We start from the raw sequence: 24,060 nt of genomic DNA on the forward strand, positions 1-24,060 counted from the left end.
ACGACGGATGAAGGAGCACCCATGGCAGTGACCCAGGAACAGGCGACGTGGTTCCACGACGCCTTCGGGCGCCTCGTCGACAACATCGACCAGGCGATCCTCGGCAAGCGCGAGGTCATCGCGCTCGTGCTCACGGCGTTCCTCTCCGACGGGCACGTGCTGCTCGAGGACTTCCCGGGCACCGGCAAGACGGTGCTCGCGAAGGCGCTCGCGAACACCCTCGACGGCACCCACTCGCGCATCCAGTTCACCCCCGACCTGCTGCCCTCCGATGTCACGGGCGTCACGATCTACGATCAGGGCAAGGGCCGCTTCGAGTTCCACCGCGGCCCCATCTTCGCGTCGATCGTGCTCGCCGACGAGATCAACCGCGCCAGCCCGAAGACCCAGTCGGCGCTGCTCGAGGTCATGGAGGAGGGCCGGGTCACCGTCGACGGCGTCGGCTACGAGGTCGAACCGCCGTTCATGGTCATCGCGACCCAGAACCCGGTCGAGCAGGCCGGCACCTACTCGCTGCCCGAGGCGCAGCTCGACCGCTTCCTCATCAAGACCTCGCTCGGGTACCCCGACCACGAGACGGCGGTCACCCTGCTGCTCGACTCGGCGAACCGGGCCCGCGCGACCGGCGTCTCGCCGATCATCGCATCGGGCTCGATCGTGTCGATGGCGCGCCTCGCCTCCGAGGTGTACGTCGATGCCGCGGTGCTGTCGTATCTGAACGAGCTCGTCACGGCGACCCGCACCCACCCCGACGCCGCGCTCGGCGTGAGCATGCGCGGCGCCCTCGCGCTCGCGCGCGCCGTGAAGACGTGGGCGATCTCGCAGGGGCGCACCTACGTCACGCCCGACGACGTGCGCGCGCTCGCCGTGCCGGTGCTGGCGCACCGAATCATCGTCGATCCCGAGGCCGAGTTCACCGGCACCACCGCCCGCGACATCGTCGAGCGTGCGCTCGCGGAGGTCGCGCCGCCGGCCTACCGGGCGGCATGACGACGGCCGCACGCGCCGGACAGCGTCGCCGACCCTCGCAGGGCGGCTACGCGATCCGCACGGTCACCCGTTCCGCGACGCGCACGGCGCGCGCCGCCGGAGCGGCGATCGCGCGTGCCTGGGGGCGGGCGGCCGCAGCGGTCGAGCCGGTCACGAGCGTGATCTCCACGATCGGATGGCTCGTGCTCGCGGCAGCCGTCGGCGCCGGCGCGATCGCACTCGGGTTCGGTTGGGTCGAGTTCGCTTTCGTGGCGGCGACCCTCGCGGGCGCGGTACTGCTCGCGGTGCCGTTCGTGTTCGGGCGGGTCCGCTACCGGGTCGAGGTCGAGCTGCAACCGCGTCGGGTCGTCGCGGGCGAGCGCGCCCTGGGCCGGCTCGTCGTCGTCAACGACGGCACCAGCCCGTCGGTGGGCACACGCATGGAGCTGCCCGTCGGCGCCGGACTCGCCGAGTTCCGGATCCCGTCGCTCGCACCGTCGGCGCAGCACGACGAGCTCTTCGCGGTGCCGACCCAGCGCCGGGCCGTGATCGTGGCGGGCCCCGCAGTGTCGGTGCGTGGCGACGAGCTCGGGTTGCTTCGTCGCACGGTGCGCTGGAACGAGCCGGTCGAGCTCTTCGTGCATCCGCGCACCGCCCGCCTGAAGCCGTCGGCGGCCGGCCTCGTGCGTGACCTCGAGGGCGAGGTCACCGCGAAGATCACCGATCACGATATTTCGTTCCACGCGCTGCGCCAGTACGAGCCGGGGGATCCGCTGCGCAACGTGCACTGGCGCAGCTCTGCGCGCACCGGCCAGCTCATGGTGCGCCAGTACGAAGAGACGCGTCGCTCGCAGCTCCTGCTGCTGCTCGGCACCGATCCGGCGCACTACGCCGACGAGCACGAGTTCGAGCTCGCGATCTCGATCTTCGCTTCGCTCGGCGTGCAGGTCGTGCGCGACGGCACCGAGATGGCCGCGCACACCGAGGCGCTCGCCCTGCGCAGCGCCACCGTCACCAGCCTGCTCGACGATTCCAGCCGGATCGAGGCGGCGCCGTCGACCAAGGCGCTGCGCGAGTTCGCCCGGGATGCCTCGCGGCGCATGCCGTCGGCGAGCGTCGTGATCGCCGTGGTCGGCTCGCAGTTGCCGCTCACCGAGCTCCGCGCGGTCGAGACGTCCCTCGCGAACGACGTGCAGCTGCTCGCCTTCCGTGCACACGCCGGCGCCGATTCCCGCATCGGCAAGGTCGGCTCGAGCCCCGTCGCGACGATCGGCGAGCTCGGCGAACTGCCCGCCGTGGTTCGGAAGGTGCGGCCATGAGACGTATCCCGCAGCAGAGCATCGTCGACCTCGCGGTGCTGTCGGTGCTGTGCCTGGTCGCCGTGGCCGGCTTCGAGACGAGCTTCGGCGACCTCAACTTCCTGCTGGCGGCCGTCGGCGGCATCCTCGTGGGCACCGCGGCGGCGATCGCCGGAAGCCTGCTGCGCCTGCCCGTGCTGCCGACCGTGCTGCTCGGCCTCGCCGCCTACTTCGTGTTCGGCACGCCGTTCGCGATGCCGATGCAGGGCTTGGTCGTCGTGCTGCCGAGCATCAGCTCGCTCGCCGGGCTGGCGATCGGCGCGGTGTTCGGGTGGGCTGACATCGTGACGATCGGAACCCCGGTCGAGGCTCCCTACTACGTCGCCGCCGTGCCCTACGCGGCCACCTGGCTCGTCACGCTCGTCGGCGGCATGCTCGTGTTGCGCTGGCTGCCGCGTCGGCGCACGGTGCTGCGGGTGGCGGTGCTGCTCATCGGCCCCATCGTGCTCTACCTGTCGGGCATCCTGCTGGGCACCGACGAGCCGTACCTCGCCGCGATCCGAGGCGTCGCGTTCGCTGCGATCGCGCTCGTCTGGCTCGCGTGGCGGCGCGGATCGGTGCTCGAGGCCGAGCGCGATGCCGAGGGCGACGGCCGTGGTCGCGGCATCGGGCGCCGGTTGGCAGGGTCGGCGACCGTCGTGGGCGGTGCCGTCGCGGTCGGCGTGATCGCGGGCCTGGCTTGGACGCCGGTCTCGACCGACCGGTTCGTGCTGCGCGACGAGATCGTGCCGCCCTTCGACGCCAGAGAGTTCGCGAGCCCGCTGGCCGGATTCCGTCAGTACACGAAAGACCTGGCAGAAGAGCCGCTGTTCACCGTCACCGGTCTCGAGCCGGGCGACGTGCTCCGACTCGCCACCATGGATGCCTATACAGGTCGGCTCTGGAACGTCGCCGGCCCCGAGTCCGCCGTGGCCGATGGCGGCTACGCGATCGTCGGTGAGTCCCTGCCCGACCCTGCGCTCGCCGATCTCGGCAGCGGACGCGATGTGACCGTCGAGGTGTCGGCGTACGACGACGTGTGGCTGCCGACCGTCGGGTACGGCGAGCGGCTCGTCCTGCTCGACCGGGGCACCGCCGACCGAGCGGGCGACGTGCGCTACAACCCTGAGGCGGGCACCGCCGTGCTCACGAGCGGGGTCGCCGAGGGGGCTCGCTACGAGCTGCGGTCGCGCATCCAGCGCGAACCCGACACCTCGCAGCTCGTCGACGTGCCGGTCGCCCGTATCGACGAGGGCCCCGTGCAGAACGTGCCCGACGTCGTCTCGGCGAAGGCCGAGGAGTTCGCGGGCGACGCGACCAGCGCGATCGAGCAGCTGCGTAACCTCGAGACCGGGTTGAAGACGAACGGGTTCCTCAGTCACGGCCTCGCCTCCGACGCGATCGCGTCGCGGGCGGGCCACGGGGCCGACCGCATGGCCGAGCTGTTCACCCGATCCGAGATGATCGGCGACGAAGAGCAGTACGCGTCGGCGATGGCCCTGATGGCACGCCACCTCGGCTACCCGGCGCGCGTCGTCATGGGGTTCGCGCCCGAGGTGAGCGAGGCCGACGAGTCGGTCGAGGTGCTCGGCTCGGATGTCACGGCCTGGGTCGAGGTGCCGTTCGAGGACGTCGGCTGGATCTCGTTCCGCCCGACGCCCGACCAGGTCGACGTCCCCCAAGAGCAGACTCCCAAGCCGAAGAGCGAGCCGCAGCCCCAGGTGCGCCAGCCTCCCCGGGCCGACCGCGCCGAGGACGACCTGCTGACCACGGTCGAGATCGACGACACCGATGATGAGGACCCCGACCGCCCGTTCCAGATCCCCATGTGGGTCTGGGTGACCGCAGGCTCACTCGCCGTGCCGCTCGCGATCGTGTTCCTCCCGATGCTCGTCGTGGCGCTGCGCAAGCGTTCGCGCCGCTCGCGCCGGCGCGGCGCGCCGAACCCGCGCAGCGCGGCGGGCGCGTGGGACGAGCTGCTCGATCGCAGCGCCGAGCTCGGGCTCGAGCCGCCTGAACGGGCGTCACGCCTGCAGGCCGCGACCGCACTGGAACGTCAACTGGGCGAGCAGGGCCTCACGGCCGAGGTCGATGGCCGCCGAGTGAATCTGCTCGAGCTGGCGGCAACGGTCGACCGCGACGTGTTCGACGGACGCGACGTGAGCGATGCGACGGCCACCCAGAGGTGGACCGAGGCGGACGCCGTTGCGGCAGCGATCGGGGCGGCCGCCGGCCGCGCGCGACGATTCGTGGCGCGCTACCGGTTCCGGCGGCGGCGGCCTCACTCGTAAGGTGGTGTCGTGGCCGAGTCCGAGTTCATCGTTCCGCCGCCCGGGCTGCTGCCCGAGCCCGAGCCTGCGTCTGCGCGCGCCGACGATCGGGCGCACGAACCGACCACGCGACTGCAGGCACTGAACGCGACGGTGTCGCGCTCGCCGATCGCGGTGCCAGCGCCCGGCCCGGCGGCGCCTCGAGCCGGGGTGCCCGTGCCGCCGGCCCCGCAGGTCGCGATGCCGGCCCCGCCGGGGTTCACGCCCGAACCGGCCCCGGCCGCGCAGCCCGTGTCGGCCCCTTCCGCTCGGCCCGCACCCGCCGTCGCGTGGCGACTGCGCACCTCGGTCGGCGGCGAGATCATCGTGGCGGGCCGCGTGGTGCTCGGTCGGGCGCCGACCGCGGCCGATGCCGGGCCGGGCGGCATCGCGGTGCCGCTCCACGACCCCGAGCGCACGGTGTCGAAGGTGCACGCGATCGTCATGGCAGACGGCGACGCGCTCGTGGTCACCGACGCGAACTCGACGAACGGTGTGGCCGTCCGCGGCGCCGACGGCACGTCGGTCTCGGTGCCGCCGGGCGGCAGCGTGCGGGTGCCCGCGGGCACGGTGCTCGAGCTCGGCCGGTTCGAGCTCGCGGTCGAGGGGCCGCAGGGCGTCACGCGGTAAGGGCCGGTGTTCCGACGGTGTACCCTGAAGTGGTGCGTGCGCAGCGACTTCTCCTTCGGTGCCGCGGCGGGGCCTCGTCCTAGGCCATCCTCGCCGCGGAGTCCGTCGACGGCTTGAACCAGTCACAACCGAGGAGACCACCGCATGAACGACAGCGCGACGACGCATCCGCGCACCCTGGCTGAGAAGGTGTGGCAAGCCCACCTGGTGAAGCAGGGATCCAACGGCGAACCCGACCTGATCTACATCGACCTGCACCTGGTGCACGAGGTCACGAGCCCGCAGGCGTTCGACGGCCTGCGCATGGCCGGGCGCCCCGTGCGTCGCCCCGACCTCACGATCGCCACCGAAGACCACAACACTCCGACGCTCGACATCGACAAGCCGATCGCCGACCTGACGAGTCGCACGCAGATCGAGACTCTGCGCCGCAACGCCGCCGAGTTCGGCATCCGCATCCACTCGCTGGGCGACAAGGAGCAGGGCATCGTCCACGTGGTCGGCCCGCAGCTCGGGCTCACCCAGCCCGGCATCACCGTCGTGTGCGGCGACTCGCACACCTCGACGCACGGCGCGTTCGGCGCGATGGCGTTCGGCATCGGCACGAGCGAGGTCGAGCACGTGCTCGCCACCCAGACCCTGCCGTTGAAGCCGTTCAAGACCATGGCGATCAACGTCGAGGGCACGCTGCGCCCTGGCGTCACCGCGAAAGACATCATTCTCGCCGTGATCGCGAAGATCGGCACGGGCGGCGGGCAGGGCTACGTGCTCGAGTACCGCGGTTCGGCGATCCGCGCGCTGTCGATGGACGGCCGCATGACGATCTGCAACATGTCGATCGAGGCGGGCGCCCGCGCCGGCATGGTCGCACCGGATGACACCACCTTCGCCTACCTGCAGGGCCGGCCGCACGCCCCAGAGGGCGAGGACTGGGACGCGGCCGTCGAGTACTGGCGCACGCTGCGCACCGACGAGGGTGCGACGTTCGACGCCGAGGTGTTCATCGACGCCGACGCGCTCGAGCCGTTCGTGACGTGGGGCACGAACCCCGGGCAGGGCACCTCGCTCAGCGAGACCGTGCCCGACCCGGCATCCATCGACGACCAGCACGAGCGGGCCGCCGCCGAGCGCGCGCTCGAGTACATGGACCTCGAGCCGGGAACCCCCCTGAAAGACATCCGCGTCGACGCGGTCTTCATGGGCTCCTGCACGAACAGCCGCATCGAGGACCTGCGGGCGTTCGCCTCCATCATCAAGGGCCGCATGAAGGCCCACGGGGTGCGCGTGATGGTCGTTCCGGGTTCGGCTCGCGTGCGCCTCGAGGCCGAGGCCGAGGGCCTCGACAAGGTGTTCACCGAGTTCGGCGCCGAGTGGCGGTTCGCCGGATGCTCGATGTGCCTCGGGATGAATCCCGACCAGCTCGCCCCGGGCGAGCGTTGCGCGTCGACCTCCAACCGCAACTTCGAAGGCCGGCAGGGCAAGGGCGGTCGAACCCACCTGGTGTCGCCGCTGGTGGCCGCGGCCACCGCGATCCGCGGCACACTGTCGAGTCCTTGGGACCTCGAGCAGGAGGGAGCGGATGTCGCGACCCCGGTCGCGGCGCACGAGACCGAGGGGGTGCGGGCCTGATGCAGCAGATCACGACCGTCACGGGTGTCGCGGTGCCGCTGCGCCGCTCCAACGTCGACACCGACCAGATCATCCCGGCGGTGTTCCTGAAGCGGGTGACCAAGACCGGGTTCGACGACGCGCTGTTCCACGGTTGGCGTCAGGACCCCGAGTTCATCCTCAACGACCCGGCGTACGCCGGTGCGCAGGTGCTCATCGCCGGCCCCGACTTCGGCACCGGATCCAGTCGCGAGCACGCCGTCTGGGCCTTGCGCGACTTCGGGTTCCAGGTGGTCATCAGCTCGCGGTTCGGCGACATCTTCCGGGGCAACTCGGGCAAGCAGGGGCTGCTCGCCGCGCAGGTCGCCTACGAAGACATCGAGCGGCTGTGGGCGGTCATCGAGGCCGACCCGGGAATGTCCGTCACGGTCGATCTCGTTGCACGTACGGTGGCCGCCGGTGACCTCCAGGTCCCGTTCGACATCGACGACTACACTCGGTGGCGACTGCTGGAGGGCCTCGACGACATCGGACTCACCCTCCGAGACGAGGCCGCCATCTCCGAATTCGAAGCACATCGAGAGGCGTGGCGGCCCAAGACCCTCCCCATCAGGGAGTCGCAGGAAGCAGGGAGCTGAGTGAACACACTCGTGGATGACGCGAAGCAGCACGGATCGGCAGTGGGGCTGCCCGTTGATCGCATCACGATCAACGGCGGCAAGCCGTTGCACGGCCGGATCGAGCTGAAGGGCGCGAAGAATCTCGTCACCAAGGCGATGGTGGCGGCGATCCTCGGTGACACGCCGAGCGTCCTGAAGGACGTGCCCGACATCAGCGACGTGCGCATCGTGCGCGGCCTGCTCGAGGTGCACGGCGTGACCGTGACCAAGGGCGGCGACGACGAGTTGGTGCTCGACCCGTCGGGCGTGGCGACGGCTCACATGGCCGACATCGACGCGCACGCGGGTTCGAGCCGCATCCCGATCCTGTTCTGCGGCCCGCTGCTGCACCGCCTCGGCGAGGCGTTCATCCCCGATCTCGGCGGCTGCCGCATCGGCGACCGCCCGATCGACTACCACCTCGAGGTGCTGCGCAATTTCGGCGCGGTCGTCGAGAAGCTGCCGAGCGGCATCCGCATGACCGCTCCGACGGGGCTGCACGGCGCGAAGGTGTCGCTGCCCTACCCGAGCGTCGGCGCGACCGAGCAGGTGCTGCTCACCGCGGTGCTCGCCGACGGCATCACCGAACTGTCGGGCGCCGCCATCGAGCCCGAGATCATGGACCTCGTCAACATCCTGCAGAAGATGGGCGCGATCATCACGGTCGAGACCGACCGGGTCATCCGCATCGAGGGCGTCGACAAGCTCGACGGCTACACCCACCGCGCGCTGTTCGACCGCAACGAGGCCGCGAGCTGGGCCGCGGCGGCGCTCGCGACCGAAGGCGACATCTTCGTCGGCGGTGCCCGTCAGGCCGAGATGCTGACCTTCCTCAACGTCTTCCGCAAGGTCGGCGGTGCGTTCGAGATCGAAGAGGACGGCATCCGCTTCTACCACCCCGGTGGCGAGCTGAAGCCGGTCATCATCGAGACCGACGTGCACCCGGGCTTCATGACCGACTGGCAGCAGCCGCTGGTGATCGCGCTGACCAAGGCCAAGGGCGTGTCGATCGTGCACGAGACGGTCTACGAGCAGCGGTTCGGCTTCGTCGACGCGCTGGTCGAGATGGGCGCCTCGATCGAGGTGCACAAAGAGTGCCTCGGCGGGCGTCCGTGCCGGTTCGGGCAGCGCAACTTCCAGCACTCGGCGGTCATCTCGGGCCCGAGCCACCTGGTCGGCGCCGACATCGAGGTGCCCGACCTTCGCGGCGGGTTCAGCCACCTCATCGCGGCGCTCACGGCCGAGGGGCGTTCGACCGTGTCGAACGTCGGCATCATCGCCCGCGGGTACGAGAACTTCATCGGCAAGCTCGAGCAGCTCGGGGCCGACTTCGAGCTCGTCGCATAATGGGTGGGTGCCGCAACACGACCCGTCCGCTGACGCTCCGGTGAACGACCGCCGAACGACGCGCGAGACTCGCGAGACCCGTCGTCCCTCGTTCTTCTGGGTGCTCGCCGCGCTGATCCTCCCGATCTGGAACCTCGGCGTGAAGTACCGCTTCCACGGCAAGCTGCCGCTGCAGGGCGCCTTCGTGCTCTCGCCGAACCATTACAGCGAGATCGATCCGCTCGTCATGGGTGTCGCGAGCTGGAAGCTGGGGCGCCTGCCGCGGTTCCTCGCGAAGGCGTCTCTGTTCAAGGTCCCCGTGGTCGGTTGGTTCCTGCGCACATCGGGGCAGATCCCTGTCGAGCGGCACGGATCGACGGGGCACACCGCGATCCGCTCGGCCGAAGACCTGGTCGAGAAGGGCCGGATGGTCATCGTCTACCCCGAGGGATCGCTCACTCGCGACCCCGATCTGTGGCCGATGCGCGGCAAGACGGGTGCGGTGCGCATCGCGCTCGAGCGCGACATCCCGTTGATCCCGTCCGCCCACTGGGGCACCCAGGCGATCATGCCGCGCTACGGCAAGAAGATCAGCCTGTTCCCGCGCAAGACCGTCGACGTCATCATCGGCGAGCCGCTCGATCTGTCGGCCTACCGAGGCCGACCGCTCGACCAGGCGACGCTCACCGCGGCCACGGCCGAGTTGATGGACGCGATCGCGATGCTGCTCGCCGAACTCCGTGGCGAACCCGCGCCGGCCCGGCGCTGGGATCCGCTGCAGCACGGCCAGAAAGAGACCGGGCGCCTTGAGGAATAGACCCCCCGCGCGACGAGGCACGGGCAAGCGCGTCGCCGTCCTCGGCGCCGGCAGCTGGGGCACGACGTTCGCGAAGATCCTCGCCGACGGCGGCGCCGATGTCGTCGTCTGGGCTCGCCGACCCGAGCTCGCCCGCGAGATCCAGGAGGGCAAGCGCAACAGCGACTACCTCCCGGGCGTCAATCTGCCGATGAACCTGCGCGCGACGAGCCGGCTCGACCTGGCGCTCGCCGGAGCCGAGCAGGTGTACGTTTCGGTGCCGAGCCAGTCGCTGCGCGACAACCTGAAGCTGGCCGCCCCGCACCTGCACGCCGATGCGACGATCGTCTCGCTCATGAAGGGCGTCGAGAAGTCGAGCGGCCTGCGCATGAGCGAAGTGATCGCGCAGGTGCTGCCCATCGACCCGGCCCAGATCGCAGTCGTCAGCGGACCGAACCTCGCGCTCGAGATCGCGAAGGAGCAGCCCACGGCGGCCGTCGTGGCATCCGATAGCCTCGAGACGGCGCAGGCCGTCGCCTCCGTCGCGCGCAACCGCTACTTCCGCAGCTTCGTGAACACCGATGTCATCGGCACCGAGTTCGGCGGCGTCCTCAAGAACCTGATCGCGGTGGCGATCGGCATCGTCGACGGCGTCGGCTACGGCGAGAACACGAAGGCCTCGATCATCACACGAGGCCTCGTCGAGATGACCGACTTCGCGGTCGCCTACGGCGCGCACCCCGACACCCTGGCCGGCCTCGCAGGCCTGGGCGACCTGATCGCGACGAGCCAGTCGCCCCTCAGCCGCAACAACACCGCGGGTCGCCTGCTCGGGCAGGGGTATCGGCTCGCCGACGTGGTGAAGCAGATGCAGCAGACCACCGAGGGGCTGGCGAGCGTCGGGCCGGTCCTGGAGCTCGCGAGGGCGAAGGGCGTCGAGATGCCCATCGTCGAGCAGGTGAGGCAGGTCCTCGCCGGGACGATGGATCCGAAGGACATCGCACCCCACCTCACGACCGATGACGAGCCCAAGGGCGAAAGGACTCTCGATGACCAGGCGCAGGGTGGTTCTGCTGTTCGGCGGGCGCTCAAGCGAGCATTCGATCAGCTGCGCGACGGCGGGCGGGGTGCTCGGGGCGATCGACCGTAGCCGGTTCGAGGTCATCCCGGTCGGGATCACCCGCGACGGCGCGTTCGTCCTCGAACAGGACGACCCGGCCCGGTTCGCACTCGACCCGGCGAGCCTTCCCGAGGTGGTCGACAACGGCACGCGCGTGAGCTGGCCCGAGAGCGCGGCCTCGCGCGAGCTGCGCGTCACGGATGGTTCGGGCGAACGTTCGCTCGGCGACGTCGATGTGGTGTTCCCGATCCTGCACGGTCGGTTCGGCGAGGACGGCACGGTGCAGGGGTTGCTCGAGCTCGTCGGTCTGCCGTACGTCGGCAACGGCGTGCTCGCCTCGGCGATCGGCATGGACAAGCACGTCACCAAGACCGTGCTCGAGGGAACCGGGCTCGAGGTGGCGCCGTGGGTGACGCTCACGCGGGCCGCGCTCGCGGCCGACCCCGAACTCTGGACGCGCCGCGTGCACTCCCTCGGGCTGCCGGTGTTCGTGAAGCCGTCGCGCGCGGGCAGCTCGGTCGGGGTGACGAAGGTCGCCGACTGGGCCGAGCTTGATGCCGCGCTCGACGTGGCGTTCGCGGAGGACCGCACCGTGCTCGTCGAGCAGGCGGTGGTCGGGCGCGAGCTGGAGGTCGCGGTGCTCGGCGGGCGAGACGGCGAGGCGCCGCGCGTGAGCGTCGCCGGCGAGATCCTGGTCACCGGTCGCGAGTTCTACGACTTCGAGGCGAAGTACCTCGATGTGCCCGGGGTCGAGCTGGTGTGCCCGGCCGAACTCGGCGACGGCGAGCTGTTCGAGCTGCAGCGGGTCGCCCGACGCGCGTTCGAGGGTATCGGGGGCGAGGGGCTCGCGCGGGTCGACGTGTTCCTCACCGACGCCGGGTTCGTGGTCAACGAGGTGAACACGATGCCGGGCTTCACGCCGATCTCGATGTTCCCGACCTGTTGGCTGCGGTCTGGTCTCGCGTATCCCGAGCTCATCACCGAGCTGATCGAGGTCGGGTTCGCGCGCGAGGCGCGCTGAGCGGCGGGGCGCGCTGAGCGGTCGGGCGCGCTGAGCGGTCGAGCACGCCACGCACGACCGCGCTGCGGCGGCGTCGCGGCGTCGCGAACGGGCTCAGCCGTCGACGGCGTCGGTGACGTCGTCGGGCGACGTGCAGCCGCCATCGGCCGGCACGGCCGACACTGCGGTCGAGAGGTCGGCGATGACCGTCGTGCCCGACACCTGCTCGGAGTCGACGATCACCTCGACGCCGGGCGTGCGCCCGTAGGTCGTGAACCGGTAGTTCGGGGCGTCAGCCGGATCGATGATCCAGTCGACGCCGTCGAACGAGACGCACTCGAGGTCGGTGGGGCCGGGGGCGGCGACGCCGCAGCGCAGCAGCACCGCGGCGGGGTCGCCCCACGCCCCGGTGCCCTGGGCGTCGGTCTCGCGCTGGTCGAGCCCGGCGACGGCGTCGGGCAGGCGCACGACCACGTCGGCGCACGCGACATCCGCAGCGCCGTCGGCCGCCTCGAGCGAGACGGCGCGGCTGCAGCCCGAGAGCAGGGCCGTGCCCGCCGAAGCGACGAGCAGGATCGCGGCCGTGCGCGCGACGCGCGAGGAACGGGACGTGAGCTGGCGGGGCATCCCGATCAGGCTAGCGTGGAACGCATGGAGACGGCTGGGCGCGACGAGCGCGACGATCGCGACCCACGGCTCGAGACCATCGCCTCGCTCGGCGAGTCGGCCGTGCTGGCGCGTGTGCTGCCGCGGCTCGTCTCGGGCGACGCGGCGCTGCTCGGTCCCGGCGACGATGCGGCGGTGCTCGCCGCGGCCGACGGGCGCTACGTCGTGACGACCGACCTCATGGTGCACGGTCCCGACTTCCGGCTCGCGTGGTCGAGCCCGCACGACCTCGGCTGGAAGGCCGCGGCCACGAACCTGACCGATGTCGCCGCGATGGGCGCGCGGCCGACCGCACTGGTGGTCGCGATCGCCGCGCCGCCGTCGACGCCGGTCGTGGTGCTCGAGGGCATCGCCGACGGCCTGCGCGACGGGCTCGAGCGGCTCGCGCCCGGTGCGGGGGTCGTCGGCGGCGACCTGTCGGCCTCGACGGTGCTCACCATCGCGGTCACCGCGTTCGGCGACCTCGAGGGTCGCGCGCCGGTGCTGCGCTCGGGCGCACGTCCCGGCGATACGGTCGCGCACGCGGGCGATCGAGGGCTCGCCGCGCGCGGCCTGAGGTTGCTCTTCGATCGGGCGACGGATGCCTCGGGCGAGCCCGATCCCGTCGCGGCCGCACACGTGCGGGCGGAGCATCCGATCGAGGTCGCCGCCCAGCTCGCGCCCGCGCCACCGGTGGCGGCCGGCGTCGCCGCCGCGCTCGCCGGCGCGACCGCGATGCTCGACGTGTCCGACGGGCTCGCGCGCGATGCGTTGCGCATCGCCCAGGCCAGCGGTGTCGCGATCGACTTCGTCGGCGCATCCCTGGGTGGCGATCCGCGCCTCGCGCTCGCGGGTGCCGAAGACCACGGCCTGCTCGCGGCGTTTCCGCCGGGCGTCGCACTGCCCGAGCCGTTCACGGTCGTCGGCCGGGTGGTCGCGGGGGAGCCCGCGGTGCTGCTCGACGGTGTCGACGTCGCCGCGATCGGTTGGGATCCGTACGCCGGATGGGACGGCCGGGCGGGCTGAGCCGCGCGGTCGGCGCGCGGCGCGCCGTCGTGCACCGCTGCGCAGCGTCAGGAGGCGTCGGTCGTGTCGGCGACGTCGTGAATCGCGTCGGCCCACCACAGCGTGGTCTCGCCGTAGTCACGGCGCCTGGCGGGTTCGAGGCCGGTCGGCCAGGTCGGCTCGGGCGAGCGCGAGCTGCGCTCGACCACGACCACCGCATCGGGCGCGAGCCGAGGAACGAGCAGCACGAGGTCGCGCGCCAGCTCGGGCTCGCCGAGGTCGTACGGCGGATCGAGGAACACCAGGTCTGCCGTGACCTCCGACTGCTCGAGGTGCGCCGCGACCGGGCGCGCGTCGACGCGGATCGTCGGTGTTCCGCTGCGCGGGGCCGCCCGCCGCACCGCGTCGGCGTTGGCCCGGCAGACATCGGCGGCCTGCTTCGCCCGCTCGACGAGCACCACCTCGGCCGCGCCGCGACTGGCAGCCTCGAGGCCGAGCGCGCCTGACCCGGCGTACAGGTCGAGCACCCGAGCGCCGTCGACGAGGTCGCGCGACTCGAGCGCGGAGAAGATCGCCTCGCGCACGCGGTCGCTCGTCGGTCGGGTGCCCGAGCGCGGCACGCGGAGTGCGAGCGAGCCGGCGAAGCCTGAGATGATCCGGGTCATGCTCCCGGCAGCATAGTCCTCGGCGGGCCTGACATGATGGAAGCGTGGATGACACGACCGAGCAGGTGCACGCCGACCCGGCCCGTCACCGGGGGTACGAACAACGCGCGATCGACCGACTGTGGGATTTCGCCGATCCGATCGCCAGCGAGGCGCGGTTCCGCGCCGCCGCGGCCGACGAGTCGACCTCGCCGCACCTGCGTGCGGTGATGGCGACCCAGGTCGCGCGGGCGCTCGGCATCCAGCGGCGTACCGCCGAGGCGCTCGAGGCGCTCGACCGGATCGATACGACCGAGGCGGGCGGTGACCCCGCCGAGACGGCCGAGCTCGACAGCCGCGTCGAACTCGAACGCGGGCGGCTGCTCGCCGATGCGGGCCGCATCGATGAGGCCCTGGCCGCCCTCACCCGTGCGGTGCGGGGCGCCGTGCATGCCGGCTCGACCTTCCTCGCCCTCGACGCCGTGCACATGCTCGCCCTGCACGACGCCGGGCACGAGCAGGAGTGGGCCGAGCAGGGGCTCGAGCTGCTCGCCGCCGAGCGCGACCCGCGCGTGCTGCGTTGGGGCGTGGCCCTGCACAACAACCTCGGCTGGACGTTGCACGACGGCGGCGATGCCGAGGCTGGCCTCGCCCAGTTCGAGCTCGCGGTGGCCGCTGCCGACCGCTTCGGCAGTCTCGAGCAGCAGCAGGTCGCCCGTTGGTCGGTCGGGCGGGCGCTGCGCTCCCTCGGGCGCATCGAAGAGGCGCTCGCCGTGCAGCGCGAGCTCGTGCTCGTGCGCCCCGACGACCCGTGGGTGCGCGTCGAGCTCGACGCCCTGGCGCAGGTCGACGACGCGGCGCAGGCTACGGCTTCCGGTGCAGCCTCCGCCGCACCCTCGGGCGAGGCATCCGGTGGAGCATCCCGCGTGACGGAGGCCGGGCCTACCATCGAGGCATGACCGCCGAGGCCCCGACCCCCGTCGGCGCGCTCACCCTCGACACGCGTCTGACGGGCGTGCTGGGCGGCCGCACCGCGCAGTCGTTCGAGCGCGCGTTCGGGTATCGCACCGTGGGCGACCTGCTCGCCCACTACCCGCGCCGATACGCGATGCGCGGCGAGCTGACCGCGCTCGAGTCCCTGCCGCTCGACGAGAACGTCACGATCGTCGCCGAGGTGCTCGAGGTCACCGAGCGGTCGATGCGACAGCGCAAGGGCTCGATCGTCGAGGCGAAGATCTCCGACGGCACCGGCATCCTCACCCTCACCTTCTTCAACCAGAAGTGGCGCGCGAACGAGCTGCGGCCCGGCCGGCAGGGCGTGTTCGCCGGCAAGGTCGGCGCGTACAAGGGGGTTCGCCAGCTTGCGCACCCCGACTACGAGCTCTTCGACGAAATCGTCGATGCCGCCTCGCCCGAGGCCAAACGGTGGGCCGAGGCGCCGATTCCGATCTATCCCGCGACCTCGACGATCGCGAGTTGGCAGGTGCAGAAGACGATCGCCCTCGTGCTCGAGGGACTCGGGCCGATCGACGATCCGATCCCCTCCGACGTGCGGTCGGCGAGGTCGCTGCTCGCGCACCGCGACGCGCTGGCGCGCATCCATCGGCCCGACCGTGAGGCCGACTGGAAGGCGGCAAGGCGCACGCTGCGGTTCACCGAGGCATTCGTGCTGCAGACCGCCCTGCTGCAGCGGCGCGCCGAGCTGCGCACGCGCGAGACCACGGCGCGTCGGCCCGCTGAGCGCGGGTTCCTGGCGCGATTCGACGCGGCGCTGCCGTTCCCGCTGACCGGCGATCAGACCGCGGTCGGCGACGAGATCGCCCACGACCTCGCCGAGCCGGTGCCGATGAACCGGCTCGTGCAGGGCGAGGTCGGCTCCGGCAAGACGCTCGTCGCGCTGCGCGCGATGCTGGCGGTCGCCGACTCGGGCGGGCAGTCGGCGCTGCTCGCTCCCACCGAGGTGCTCGCCGCGCAGCACCTGCGGTCGATCGCGAAGGTGCTCGGCCCCGATCTAGCCGCCGAGCTCGTGCCGACGCTCATCACGGGCCAACTCCCGGCTGCCGAGCGCCGGCGCGCGCTGCTTCGGGCCGCCGCAGGCCAGTCGCGCATCGTCGTCGGCACCCACGCCCTCATCGGCGACCGGGTGTCGTTCGCCGACCTCGGGCTGGTCGTCGTCGACGAGCAGCACCGGTTCGGGGTCGACCAGCGCGAGGCGCTGCGGCTGAAGGGCGAGCATCCGCCGCACGTGCTCGTGCTCACGGCCACCCCGATCCCGCGCACCGTCGCGATGACCGTGTTCGGCGACCTCGACGTGTCGACCATCCGCGAACTGCCGGCGGGGCGCGCCGGCATCGAGAGCCACGTCGTGCCGCTCGCCCTGAAGCCGGGCTGGCGCTCGCGCGTGTGGGAGCGGCTCGCCGAGGAGGTGGGGCTCGGCCGGCAGGGGTTCGTGGTGTGCCCGGCGATCGACCCGGCGCACGCCGAGCAGGGCGACGAGCTCGCTCCCGAGGGCGCAGGGGGGCCGGCCGGGTCGGGTGGGCCGGCCGGGTCGGGTGGGCCGGCCGGGTCGGCGGATGCTCCTGCCGACGCCGTGCCCGAGGCATCCGTGTCGACCGTGCTCGCCGAACTGCGCGCCCACCCGCGCTTCGCGCACCTGCGGGTCGAGCCGCTGCATGGGCGCATGGCCGCCGATGAGAAGGACGCGCTCATGCGGGCCTTCGCCGCCGGCGAGATCGACGTGCTCGTAGCGACCACCGTCATCGAGGTCGGCGTCGATGTGCCGAACGCGAGCGCCATGGTCGTGCTCGACGCCGACCGGTTCGGAGTCTCGCAGCTGCACCAGCTGCGCGGCCGGGTCGGCCGGGGCTCGGTACCCGGGCTGTGCCTGCTCGTCACCCGGGCGACGCCCGGATCCGTGGCGCTGCAGCGGGTCGAGGCGGTCGCGGCGACCCTCGACGGCTTCGAGCTCGCCCGGGTCGACCTCGAGCTGCGCCAGGAGGGCGACGTGCTCGGCTCGAGCCAGTCGGGCGGTCGCAGTTCGCTGAAGCTGTTGCGCGTCGTGCGCGACGGCGACCTCATCGCCGACGCCCGCGACCTGGCGCGCGAGGTCGTCGACGCCGACCCGGCGCTCGCTGAACACGCCGCGCTCGCCGCCGCCGTGCGCCGCCGCCTCGACGACGAGACCGGTGGATTCCTGAACAAGGGCTGAGAGTTCGAGGCACCCCTCCCGACGCGCGGTTCGGGCATTACAGTTGGACGCATGCAGCGGATCGCCGTCGTTCCCGGCTCGTTCGACCCAGTGACCCTGGGCCACCTCGACGTGATCGAGCGTGCCGCCTCGCTGTACGACGAACTGCACGTCGTCGTCGTGCACAACCCCGACAAGAACGCTCTGCTGCCCATTGCGCAGCGGGTCGCGCTCATCGAGCAGGCGATCTCCGACGCCGGCATCCCGGGGCGCATCGTCGTCGCATCCTGGAGCATGGGCCTGCTCGTCGACTACTGCAGCGATGTCGGCGCCTCGGTGCTGGTGAAGGGCATCCGGTCGCAGGTCGACGTCGCCTACGAGACGCCGATGGCGATCGTGAACCGGCATCTCGCCGGCGTCGAGACGGTCTTCCTGTTGCCCGATCCGGCGCACGCGCTGGTCTCGAGCTCGCTCGTGCGGCAGGTCGCCTCGCTCGGCGGCGACGTCTCGCCCTACGTGCCCGACGCGGTCGTCGAGTACCTGGCCGGAGCGAGGCTGCCGTGAGCGACGTGGGCCCGTCCGCCGGGGGAGTCGCCGAGGTCGACGAACGGCCTGTGATGCCGATCGACGACGTCGGCGCGCGCGCCGCCCGCGTCGTGCTCAACGTCGAGGCTGTGATCAGCGGCAAGCGCGAGGCGATCACCGCGGCGCTCACCGTCATGCTCGCTGAGGGGCACCTGCTCATCGAGGACGTGCCCGGCGTGGGCAAGACGATGCTCGCCAAGGCGCTCGCCCGATCGGTCGACTGCACGGTGAGCCGCATCCAGTTCACGCCCGACCTGCTGCCGAGCGACGTCACGGGCGTCTCGGTGTTCGACCAGGCCACCCGGCGATTCGAGTTCAAGCCCGGGCCCGTGTTCGCGAACCTCGTGATCGGTGACGAGATCAACCGTGCGAGCCCCAAGACCCAGTCGGCGCTGCTCGAGTGCATGGAGGAGCGGCAGGTCACGGCCGACGGCACCACGTACCGGCTCGCGAACCCGTTCACCGTGATGGCGACTCAGAACCCGGTCGAGATGGAGGGCACCTACCCGCTGCCCGAGGCGCAGCGCGACCGGTTCATGGCGCGCATCTCGATGGGCTACCCGTCGGCGGGCGACGAGCTGTCGATGCTCGCCACGCGCGAGACGTCGAGCCCGCTCGACCACATCGGCGCCGTGGTCGACCTCGAGGAGTTCGGCGACATGATCGTCGCCGTGCACCATGTGTACACCTCGCCCGCGGTGAAGGAGTACGCGGTCGGGCTGGCACGTGCCACGCGCGACGACCGCCAGCTGCGCCTCGGGGCGAGCCCGCGAGCCACGCTCCAGCTCATCCGCGCCGCGAAGGCGCACGCGGCGATGCACGGCCGCGATTTCGTGCTGCCCGACGACATCGACGCGCTCGCCGTGCCGGTGCTCGGGCACCGGCTGATCCCCACCAGCCGGGCGGTCGGCGGGCACGATCACGACGCCGGTCCGCTGACCGACGCGATCGTCCGACGCATCGTGGCCGACACGCCGGTGCCGGTGGGCAGTACCCGGAAGGACTGAACGGATGTCCCGCCCGAGCCCCGGCCGCGCCGCATCGCTGCCCCGGCTGACGGGGCGCGGCGGCACGCTGGTCGTGGTGGGGGTGGTGCTGGTCGCTGTCGCGCTGTGGTTCGACCTGCGCGACGTGCTGCTGCTCGCGTTCGCCGCGATCGCGGTGCCGCTGGCCGCGCTGGCGTTCGTGGGGGTGCGCATGCCGCAACTCGCCGTGCGTCGCGCGTTCACTCCGCACGTGGGTTCGGCGGGATCGACGGTCGAGGTGCGCGTCGAGGTGCGCAATCGCAGCTCGCGCACCCTCGACGGGGCGATGTGGAGCGACACCGCGCCCTCGGCGATGCACACGCCCCCCGAAGCGGTGCTTCCCGCACTCGGCGCGCACGAGCGGATCGCGCCGCGCGGCGATGACCTCGCGCGGCTTTCGTACCGGATGCCGACCCCGTGGCGCGGCGTCTTCGCGATCGGGCCGCTGCGGGTCACGACCACCGACCCGTTCGGACTCGCGCGCGCGATGCGCCCGGTCGACGGGGCGCACGAACTCGTCGTGACCCCGCGGGTGACGCGCCTCGACCCGATGACCGGCACCGGCGCCTCGCTCGACGGCGTGCTGCACGGCCTGCAGCGGCGCACGCATCCGAACTCCGACGAGTTCATCGCCCGCGAGTACCGCTACGGCGACCCGCTGCGCCGCGTGAACTGGCCGGCGACGGCACGTCGCGGCGAGCTCATGGTGCGCGACGAGGAGCAGCGCGGCGACCCCGAGGCGAGGATCCTCGTCGACGCCGGACCGGGCGGGGTCGCCCGCACCGGCGACGGCGCACGGCACGCGGGATTCGAACTCGCGATCGAGCTGGTCGCGTCGATCGGCGTGCACCTGCTCGGTCAGGGGTTCCGCCTGCGCGTCGACCGCGTCGCCGACCCGACGCGCGGCGCCGTCGACACGGGCGCGACCGCCGGGTACCGCATGCCCGGCGGCGACCGAGTGCTGCTCGAGGACCTCGCCCGGCTCGAGGCGGAGGACCGCGGGCACGCCCGAGCGGTGGGCGGCGGGGGCGGCCCGGTCGCGGCGGCCGGCACCCCGGTCGAGGGGCGGATGCCCGGCTACGCGGTGCTCGTCGACCCCGATGCGTCCGATGTCGCCCAGCTCGTCGCGCTGCGACCGGCGTTGTCGCCGGCGGTCGCGTTCGTACTGGAGTCGGTGCGCCCTTCGATGGTGCGGCTGCTCGAGGACGCCGATTGGCAGGTCACGCGGGTTCGCCGCGCGGCCGACATCGCCGACGCGTGGGCGGGCATCGGAGGAACCCGGGGCCGGACGCGGACGAACGGGGGCGGCTCCGATGCATCCTGACCCCGCCCGCCTGCCGATCGGGCGTCGCGCCGCCCTCGCCGGGGGCACCATGCTGCTCATGTCGGCGGCGATCACCTCGCTCGGCCCCCTGATCTCGGGCAGCGGGTGGTGGTGGCTGTGCGCGTTCATCGCGGCGGGTGTGCTCGCGGCCGGGCTCGGTGCGCGTGCGCTCGGGGCGCCGACGGCGCTCGTGCCGGTCGCGGAGGTCGGCGTGTTCCTCGCCCAGCTCACGCTCGTCTTCGGCGGCTCGTCGGGATTCCTGCTCGTGGTGCCGACGTTCGAGACCTTCGGCCAGTTCGGCGCGCTCCTCGAGGGCGCGGGCCGCACCATCCAGCAGCAGGCGCCGCCGGCGATCGCGGTGCCCGCGCTGCTGTTCGCGCTCGCGGTCGGCACCGGCGTGCTCACCATCGTCGCCGACCTGGCGGTGCAGGTCGGGCGCATGCCGGCACTCGCGGCGGTGCCCGCGCTGGTTCCCGTGACGATCCCGGGATTCATCGTGGATGACGGCGCGCAGCCGCAGAACCTGCTCGCCACGGCGGCGGCATTCCTCGTGCTGCTGCGGATCGATGTGCGCGTGCGACGCCGGTCGCGTCTCGAGGCGGGTCCCGAGCAGGATGCGCCGGTCGTCGAGGGGCCGCGCCGGGTGCCGATCGTGTCCACGCTGGCCGCGACCGTCGGGGTCGCCGCCGTGGGGCTGGTCGCCGCGGTCGTGCTCGCCACGGCGACGCCGAGCATCTCGCAGAGCGAGCTCTTCGGCAAATCGGGCGCGGGATCGCTGTTCTCGCGCGGAGTCAGCCCGTTCATCGACCTGGGTCGCGACCTGCGCCGGCCCGCACCCGTCCCGGCCTTCCACTACACCTCGCCCGATGCCGACCGGCCGTACTTCCGCCTGCTCACGATCGACCGGTTCCGCGGCGAGGTCTGGGGCGCCTCGCTCGAGGGCGTCGACAGCGAGAACAGCGTCGACATGCTGCCCCACCCCATCGGCCTGAGCGACGAGGTCGAGACCGCCGAGCGCACGATCGACGTCAGGGTCGATACGCTGAGCACGAACTGGCTGCCGGCGCCGTACCCGACGTCTCGCGTCGAGAACCTGCGCGGCTCCTGGTACTGGGAGCGATCGTCGCTGGCGATCCGCAGCGTCGACACCGGCACCGAGGGGCAGAGCTACCGGATCACCCGCCTCGACGTCGACCCCACCGCCGAGCAACTGCGGGACGCCTCGGGCGTCGTCCCCGAGCTCATCGAGACGCGCAACCTCGGCCTCTCCGACGGGCGACCCCAGGTCATCCGCGATACCGCAGCAGCCGTGACCGCCGGCGCGGCGACGAAGTACGACGCGGCGGTGGCGATCCAGGACTGGTTGCGCGGCGACGAGTTCGAGTACTCGACGGACGCGCCCGTCGAGCAGGGCTACGACGGCGGCGGGTACGACGTGGTCGCGAGCTTCCTCGAGGAGAAGTCGGGCTACTGCGTGCACTTCGCCGCGACGATGGCGGTGTTGGCGCGAGAGATCGGCATCCCGTCGCGGATTTCGGTCGGGTACACCGCCGGGTCCTCGACCGACGAGCGCATCGACGGACGCACCGTCGTGCGGGTCGACAGCCACGACCTGCACGCGTGGCCCGAGCTGTACTTCCCCGGCGTCGGCTGGGTGGCCTTCGAGCCGACCCCCGGCCGTGGGGTGGTGCCGAGCTATACGCGTCCCGACACGGCGAACGTCGGCCCCGTGCCGACCGCCGCTCCGGCGATGCCGGGCGCCGCGACCGGCCGACCCGACCTCGACCCCGATCGCGGACTCGCCGCGCCCGGAGCGACCGCGGCGGCCGACCCGGCCGACCTCACCCTCCGGGTCATCGGCGCGGGGGTGCTCGTCGTCGCGCTGCTCCTCGTGCCCGCGAGTGCGCGCATCCTGCAGCGGGCGAACCGCCGGCGTCGCATCCGCGGGGGCAGATCACCCGCGATCGCCGCCTGGGACGAGGTGCTCGCGACCAGTCGCGACCTCGGTGCCGGATTCGCGCCGGCCCTCACTCCTCGGGCGTTCGCCGCCGAGCTCGCGGCCCGGCCTGCGTTCGCCGAGGATGCGGGCGGGGCGCTCTCGGTGCTGCGCGACGCCGTCGAACGCGAGCGCTACGGACCCGAGCTCGCCCGAGCAGCCGCACCGCACCCGGCCGACCAGCTCATCGAGGCGCTCGCCGAGGTGCGGCACGCGCTCGCCGCCGACGCGAGGCCGGTCGACCGGGTGCGTGCGACGCTTCTGCCCGCGTCGCTGCTCGGCGCCTGGTCGGCACGCGTGACGATCGGCCGCCCGGCGTCGGGGGCGTGATCGCCGCATTCGGGCCACAGGGCGCCGCTCGCGCGTAGAATCGACGCTCGTGAGCAGCCAGCAAGGACCTTTCGCCCTGAACGTGCGCGACCTGATCGGGCGCCCAGGCGAGATGCGCGAGACCCGGCTGACGGTGCCGGCGAGCGAACAGCTCGGCGAGGGACTCGTCGCGGTGCGCGAGGGCTCCGAGATCGATCTCGACGTCCGGATCGAGTCGGTGCACGAGGGCGTTCTCGTGTCCGCTGAGGTCGACGCCGTCGCCGAGGGCGAGTGTGGACGATGCCTGATCGACATCGCCCTGCCCGTCGAAGTCGAGTTCCAGGAGCTTTTCGCGTACAATTCTGGGGAAGCTTTCGAGTATGAGGTTCAAGACGACCACGTGGATCTTGAATCGCTCATTCGGGATGCGGTAGTGCTGGCACTGCCGTTCCAGCCGGTGTGCCGGCCGGATTGCCCCGGTCTCGACCCAGAGACCGGGCTTCGTCTGGCCGATCATCCGGAACTCGTCACCCCTGAGCAGCGCGACCCGAGATGGGCCGCGCTCGCCGGGTTCCAGGCTTCCGGAGACGACGGCTCGGATGTCGCATCCGACACCGACCCGCAGAGAGATTGAGAGAGAGTCATGGCTGTTCCCAAGCGGAAGATGTCACGGTCCAACACGCGCGCCCGCCGCTCGCAGTGGAAGGCCGAGGTCCCCACGCTGGTGAAGACCGTCGAGAACGGCAAGGTCACGTACAGCCTTCCGCACCGCGCGAAGGTCGTCGAGGACTCGGCGGGCACCCCGCTCTTCCTCGAGTACAAGGGCCGCAAGGTCGCCGACGTCTGATCGACGCGATACCGCACGACCGGTCGTGACCACGACGGAGCGCTCCGAGGCCGAGGGTTCGACGCTGAGCGACCTGCAGCAGACGTTGCAGGTCCGGCTCGATCCCGACCTCCTGCTCCTCGCGCTCACGCACCGGTCGTTCGCGTATGAGCACGGCGGCATCCCCACGAACGAGCGCCTCGAGTTCCTCGGCGACTCGATCCTGGGTCAGGCCGTCACCGTGCGGCTCTACCGCGACCACCCCGACCTCGACGAGGGCGAACTGGCCAAGCGCCGGGCGAGCCTCGTGTCGAGTGTCGCGCTCGCCGAGGTGGGTCGTGCGATCGGGCTCGGCCGGTACATTCGCCTCGGCCGCGGCGAGACGCTCACGGGCGGCGCCGACAAGCCGTCGATCCTCGCCGACACGGTCGAGGCGATCATCGGGGCGACGTACCTCGATCGCGGTGGCGACGAGGCGACCGCGCTCGTCATGCGGCTGATCGGCCCGCTCATGCGCGACGCGTCGCGGTTCGGCGCCGCGATGGATCCGAAGACGAGCCTGCAAGAGATCGCGGCGCGCAAAGGCGCCCCGGCACCCGTGTACGTCGTCTCCGAGAGCGGTCCCGACCACAACAAGCACTTCGTCGCGACGGTCGCCGTCGGTGATCTCGTCACCGCGTCGGGCGACGGTACGAGCAAGAAGCAGGCCGAGATGGCCGCCGCGCTCGAGGCGTGGACGCTGCTGGCCGCCGCCGACTGA

Annotated in this window: 22 protein-coding genes; 20 read left to right on the forward strand and 2 right to left on the reverse strand. The window is 72.0% G+C overall.

Features of this window, described 5'->3' with window-relative positions:
- The first annotated feature begins 21 nt into the window (after nt 1–21).
- The 10 genes from FLP10_RS15635 to FLP10_RS15680 all read left to right on the forward strand — a co-directional run bounded on the left by FLP10_RS15635 (nt 22) and on the right by FLP10_RS15680 (nt 11,775).
- Entirely contained in the window at nt 22–990 is a 969-nt protein-coding gene (locus FLP10_RS15635) for an AAA family ATPase (protein ID WP_210418423.1), read from the forward strand.
- Nucleotides 987–2,288, forward strand: coding sequence for a DUF58 domain-containing protein (locus tag FLP10_RS15640; protein ID WP_149161709.1), 1,302 nt, complete (start codon nt 987–989; stop codon nt 2,286–2,288). The genes FLP10_RS15635 and FLP10_RS15640 overlap by 4 nt, the downstream gene beginning before the upstream one ends.
- Complete coding sequence (locus FLP10_RS15645; RefSeq protein ID WP_149161710.1) at nt 2,285–4,597, forward strand: transglutaminase domain-containing protein; 2,313 nt, start codon at nt 2,285–2,287, stop codon at nt 4,595–4,597. Before FLP10_RS15640 ends, FLP10_RS15645 begins: the two co-directional genes overlap by 4 nt.
- Nucleotides 4,598–4,606: 9 nt before the next feature.
- The gene (locus FLP10_RS15650) at nt 4,607–5,245 is read left to right on the forward strand and encodes an FHA domain-containing protein (protein WP_210418424.1); all 639 of its coding nucleotides are present in this window, start codon (nt 4,607–4,609) and stop codon (nt 5,243–5,245) included.
- 144 nt (nt 5,246–5,389) lie between these two features.
- Nucleotides 5,390–6,874: a 3-isopropylmalate dehydratase large subunit gene (gene leuC, locus FLP10_RS15655; protein ID WP_149161711.1), complete on the forward strand. Its 1,485-nt coding sequence runs from the start codon at nt 5,390–5,392 to the stop codon at nt 6,872–6,874.
- On the forward strand, nt 6,874–7,491 hold the full coding sequence (gene leuD / locus FLP10_RS15660) for a 3-isopropylmalate dehydratase small subunit (protein ID WP_149161712.1): 618 nt from the start codon (nt 6,874–6,876) through the stop codon (nt 7,489–7,491). The genes leuC and leuD overlap by 1 nt, the downstream gene beginning before the upstream one ends.
- Nucleotides 7,492–8,859, forward strand: coding sequence for a UDP-N-acetylglucosamine 1-carboxyvinyltransferase (murA, locus tag FLP10_RS15665; protein ID WP_210418425.1), 1,368 nt, complete (start codon nt 7,492–7,494; stop codon nt 8,857–8,859).
- A 112-nt stretch (nt 8,860–8,971) separates the two neighbouring features.
- Nucleotides 8,972–9,655, forward strand: coding sequence for a lysophospholipid acyltransferase family protein (locus tag FLP10_RS15670; RefSeq protein WP_149162302.1), 684 nt, complete (start codon nt 8,972–8,974; stop codon nt 9,653–9,655).
- Nucleotides 9,645–10,784: an NAD(P)H-dependent glycerol-3-phosphate dehydrogenase gene (locus tag FLP10_RS15675; protein ID WP_149161713.1), complete on the forward strand. Its 1,140-nt coding sequence runs from the start codon at nt 9,645–9,647 to the stop codon at nt 10,782–10,784. Before FLP10_RS15670 ends, FLP10_RS15675 begins: the two co-directional genes overlap by 11 nt.
- Complete coding sequence (locus tag FLP10_RS15680; RefSeq protein ID WP_149161714.1) at nt 10,684–11,775, forward strand: D-alanine--D-alanine ligase family protein; 1,092 nt, start codon at nt 10,684–10,686, stop codon at nt 11,773–11,775. The genes FLP10_RS15675 and FLP10_RS15680 overlap by 101 nt, the downstream gene beginning before the upstream one ends.
- Nucleotides 11,776–11,868: 93 nt before the next feature.
- Here FLP10_RS15680 and FLP10_RS15685 read toward each other — a convergent pair whose 3' ends face one another.
- Nucleotides 11,869–12,381, reverse strand: coding sequence for a DUF3515 family protein (locus FLP10_RS15685; RefSeq protein ID WP_149161715.1), 513 nt, complete (start codon nt 12,379–12,381; stop codon nt 11,869–11,871).
- A 24-nt stretch (nt 12,382–12,405) separates the two neighbouring features.
- Here FLP10_RS15685 and thiL point away from each other — a divergent pair, with 24 nt between their 5' ends.
- Nucleotides 12,406–13,425, forward strand: a complete 1,020-nt coding sequence (gene thiL / locus FLP10_RS15690; RefSeq protein ID WP_149161716.1) for a thiamine-phosphate kinase — start codon at nt 12,406–12,408, stop codon at nt 13,423–13,425.
- A gap of 47 nt (nt 13,426–13,472) precedes the next feature.
- Here thiL and rsmD read toward each other — a convergent pair whose 3' ends face one another.
- Nucleotides 13,473–14,069, reverse strand: coding sequence for a 16S rRNA (guanine(966)-N(2))-methyltransferase RsmD (rsmD, locus tag FLP10_RS15695; protein ID WP_149161717.1), 597 nt, complete (start codon nt 14,067–14,069; stop codon nt 13,473–13,475).
- A gap of 44 nt (nt 14,070–14,113) precedes the next feature.
- Between rsmD and FLP10_RS15700 the strand changes: the two genes are divergently transcribed.
- The 9 genes from FLP10_RS15700 (at nt 14,114) to rnc (ending at nt 24,060) form a co-directional block, all read left to right on the forward strand.
- The gene (locus FLP10_RS15700; RefSeq protein ID WP_149161718.1) at nt 14,114–15,007 is read left to right on the forward strand and encodes a tetratricopeptide repeat protein; all 894 of its coding nucleotides are present in this window, start codon (nt 14,114–14,116) and stop codon (nt 15,005–15,007) included.
- Nucleotides 15,004–17,256 carry an ATP-dependent DNA helicase RecG gene (locus FLP10_RS15705; RefSeq protein ID WP_149161719.1) on the forward strand — a complete coding sequence of 751 codons (2,253 nt, stop codon included), beginning with the start codon at nt 15,004–15,006 and terminating at the stop codon, nt 17,254–17,256. The genes FLP10_RS15700 and FLP10_RS15705 overlap by 4 nt, the downstream gene beginning before the upstream one ends.
- 51 nt (nt 17,257–17,307) lie before the next feature.
- Nucleotides 17,308–17,799 (forward strand): pantetheine-phosphate adenylyltransferase, encoded by a 492-nt coding sequence (coaD, locus tag FLP10_RS15710; protein ID WP_149161720.1) that lies wholly within the window; start codon nt 17,308–17,310, stop codon nt 17,797–17,799.
- Nucleotides 17,800–17,852: 53 nt separating this feature from the next.
- Complete coding sequence (locus FLP10_RS15715) at nt 17,853–18,827, forward strand: AAA family ATPase (RefSeq protein WP_149162303.1); 975 nt, start codon at nt 17,853–17,855, stop codon at nt 18,825–18,827.
- Between the two features lie 4 nt (nt 18,828–18,831).
- A complete protein-coding gene (locus FLP10_RS15720) occupies nt 18,832–20,169 on the forward strand; it encodes a DUF58 domain-containing protein (RefSeq protein ID WP_149161721.1) in 1,338 nt (445 codons plus the stop codon).
- On the forward strand, nt 20,159–22,495 hold the full coding sequence (locus FLP10_RS15725) for a transglutaminase TgpA family protein (RefSeq protein WP_168209216.1): 2,337 nt from the start codon (nt 20,159–20,161) through the stop codon (nt 22,493–22,495). The genes FLP10_RS15720 and FLP10_RS15725 overlap by 11 nt, the downstream gene beginning before the upstream one ends.
- Nucleotides 22,496–22,607: 112 nt before the next feature.
- The gene (locus FLP10_RS15730; RefSeq protein ID WP_149162304.1) at nt 22,608–23,108 is read left to right on the forward strand and encodes a YceD family protein; all 501 of its coding nucleotides are present in this window, start codon (nt 22,608–22,610) and stop codon (nt 23,106–23,108) included.
- A gap of 9 nt (nt 23,109–23,117) precedes the next feature.
- A complete protein-coding gene (gene rpmF / locus FLP10_RS15735; protein ID WP_149161723.1) occupies nt 23,118–23,321 on the forward strand; it encodes a 50S ribosomal protein L32 in 204 nt (67 codons plus the stop codon).
- A gap of 64 nt (nt 23,322–23,385) precedes the next feature.
- A complete protein-coding gene (gene rnc / locus FLP10_RS15740) occupies nt 23,386–24,060 on the forward strand; it encodes a ribonuclease III (RefSeq protein ID WP_246150430.1) in 675 nt (224 codons plus the stop codon).

The organism is Agromyces intestinalis (genome assembly GCF_008365295.1).
GTDB lineage: Bacteria > Actinomycetota > Actinomycetes > Actinomycetales > Microbacteriaceae > Agromyces > Agromyces intestinalis.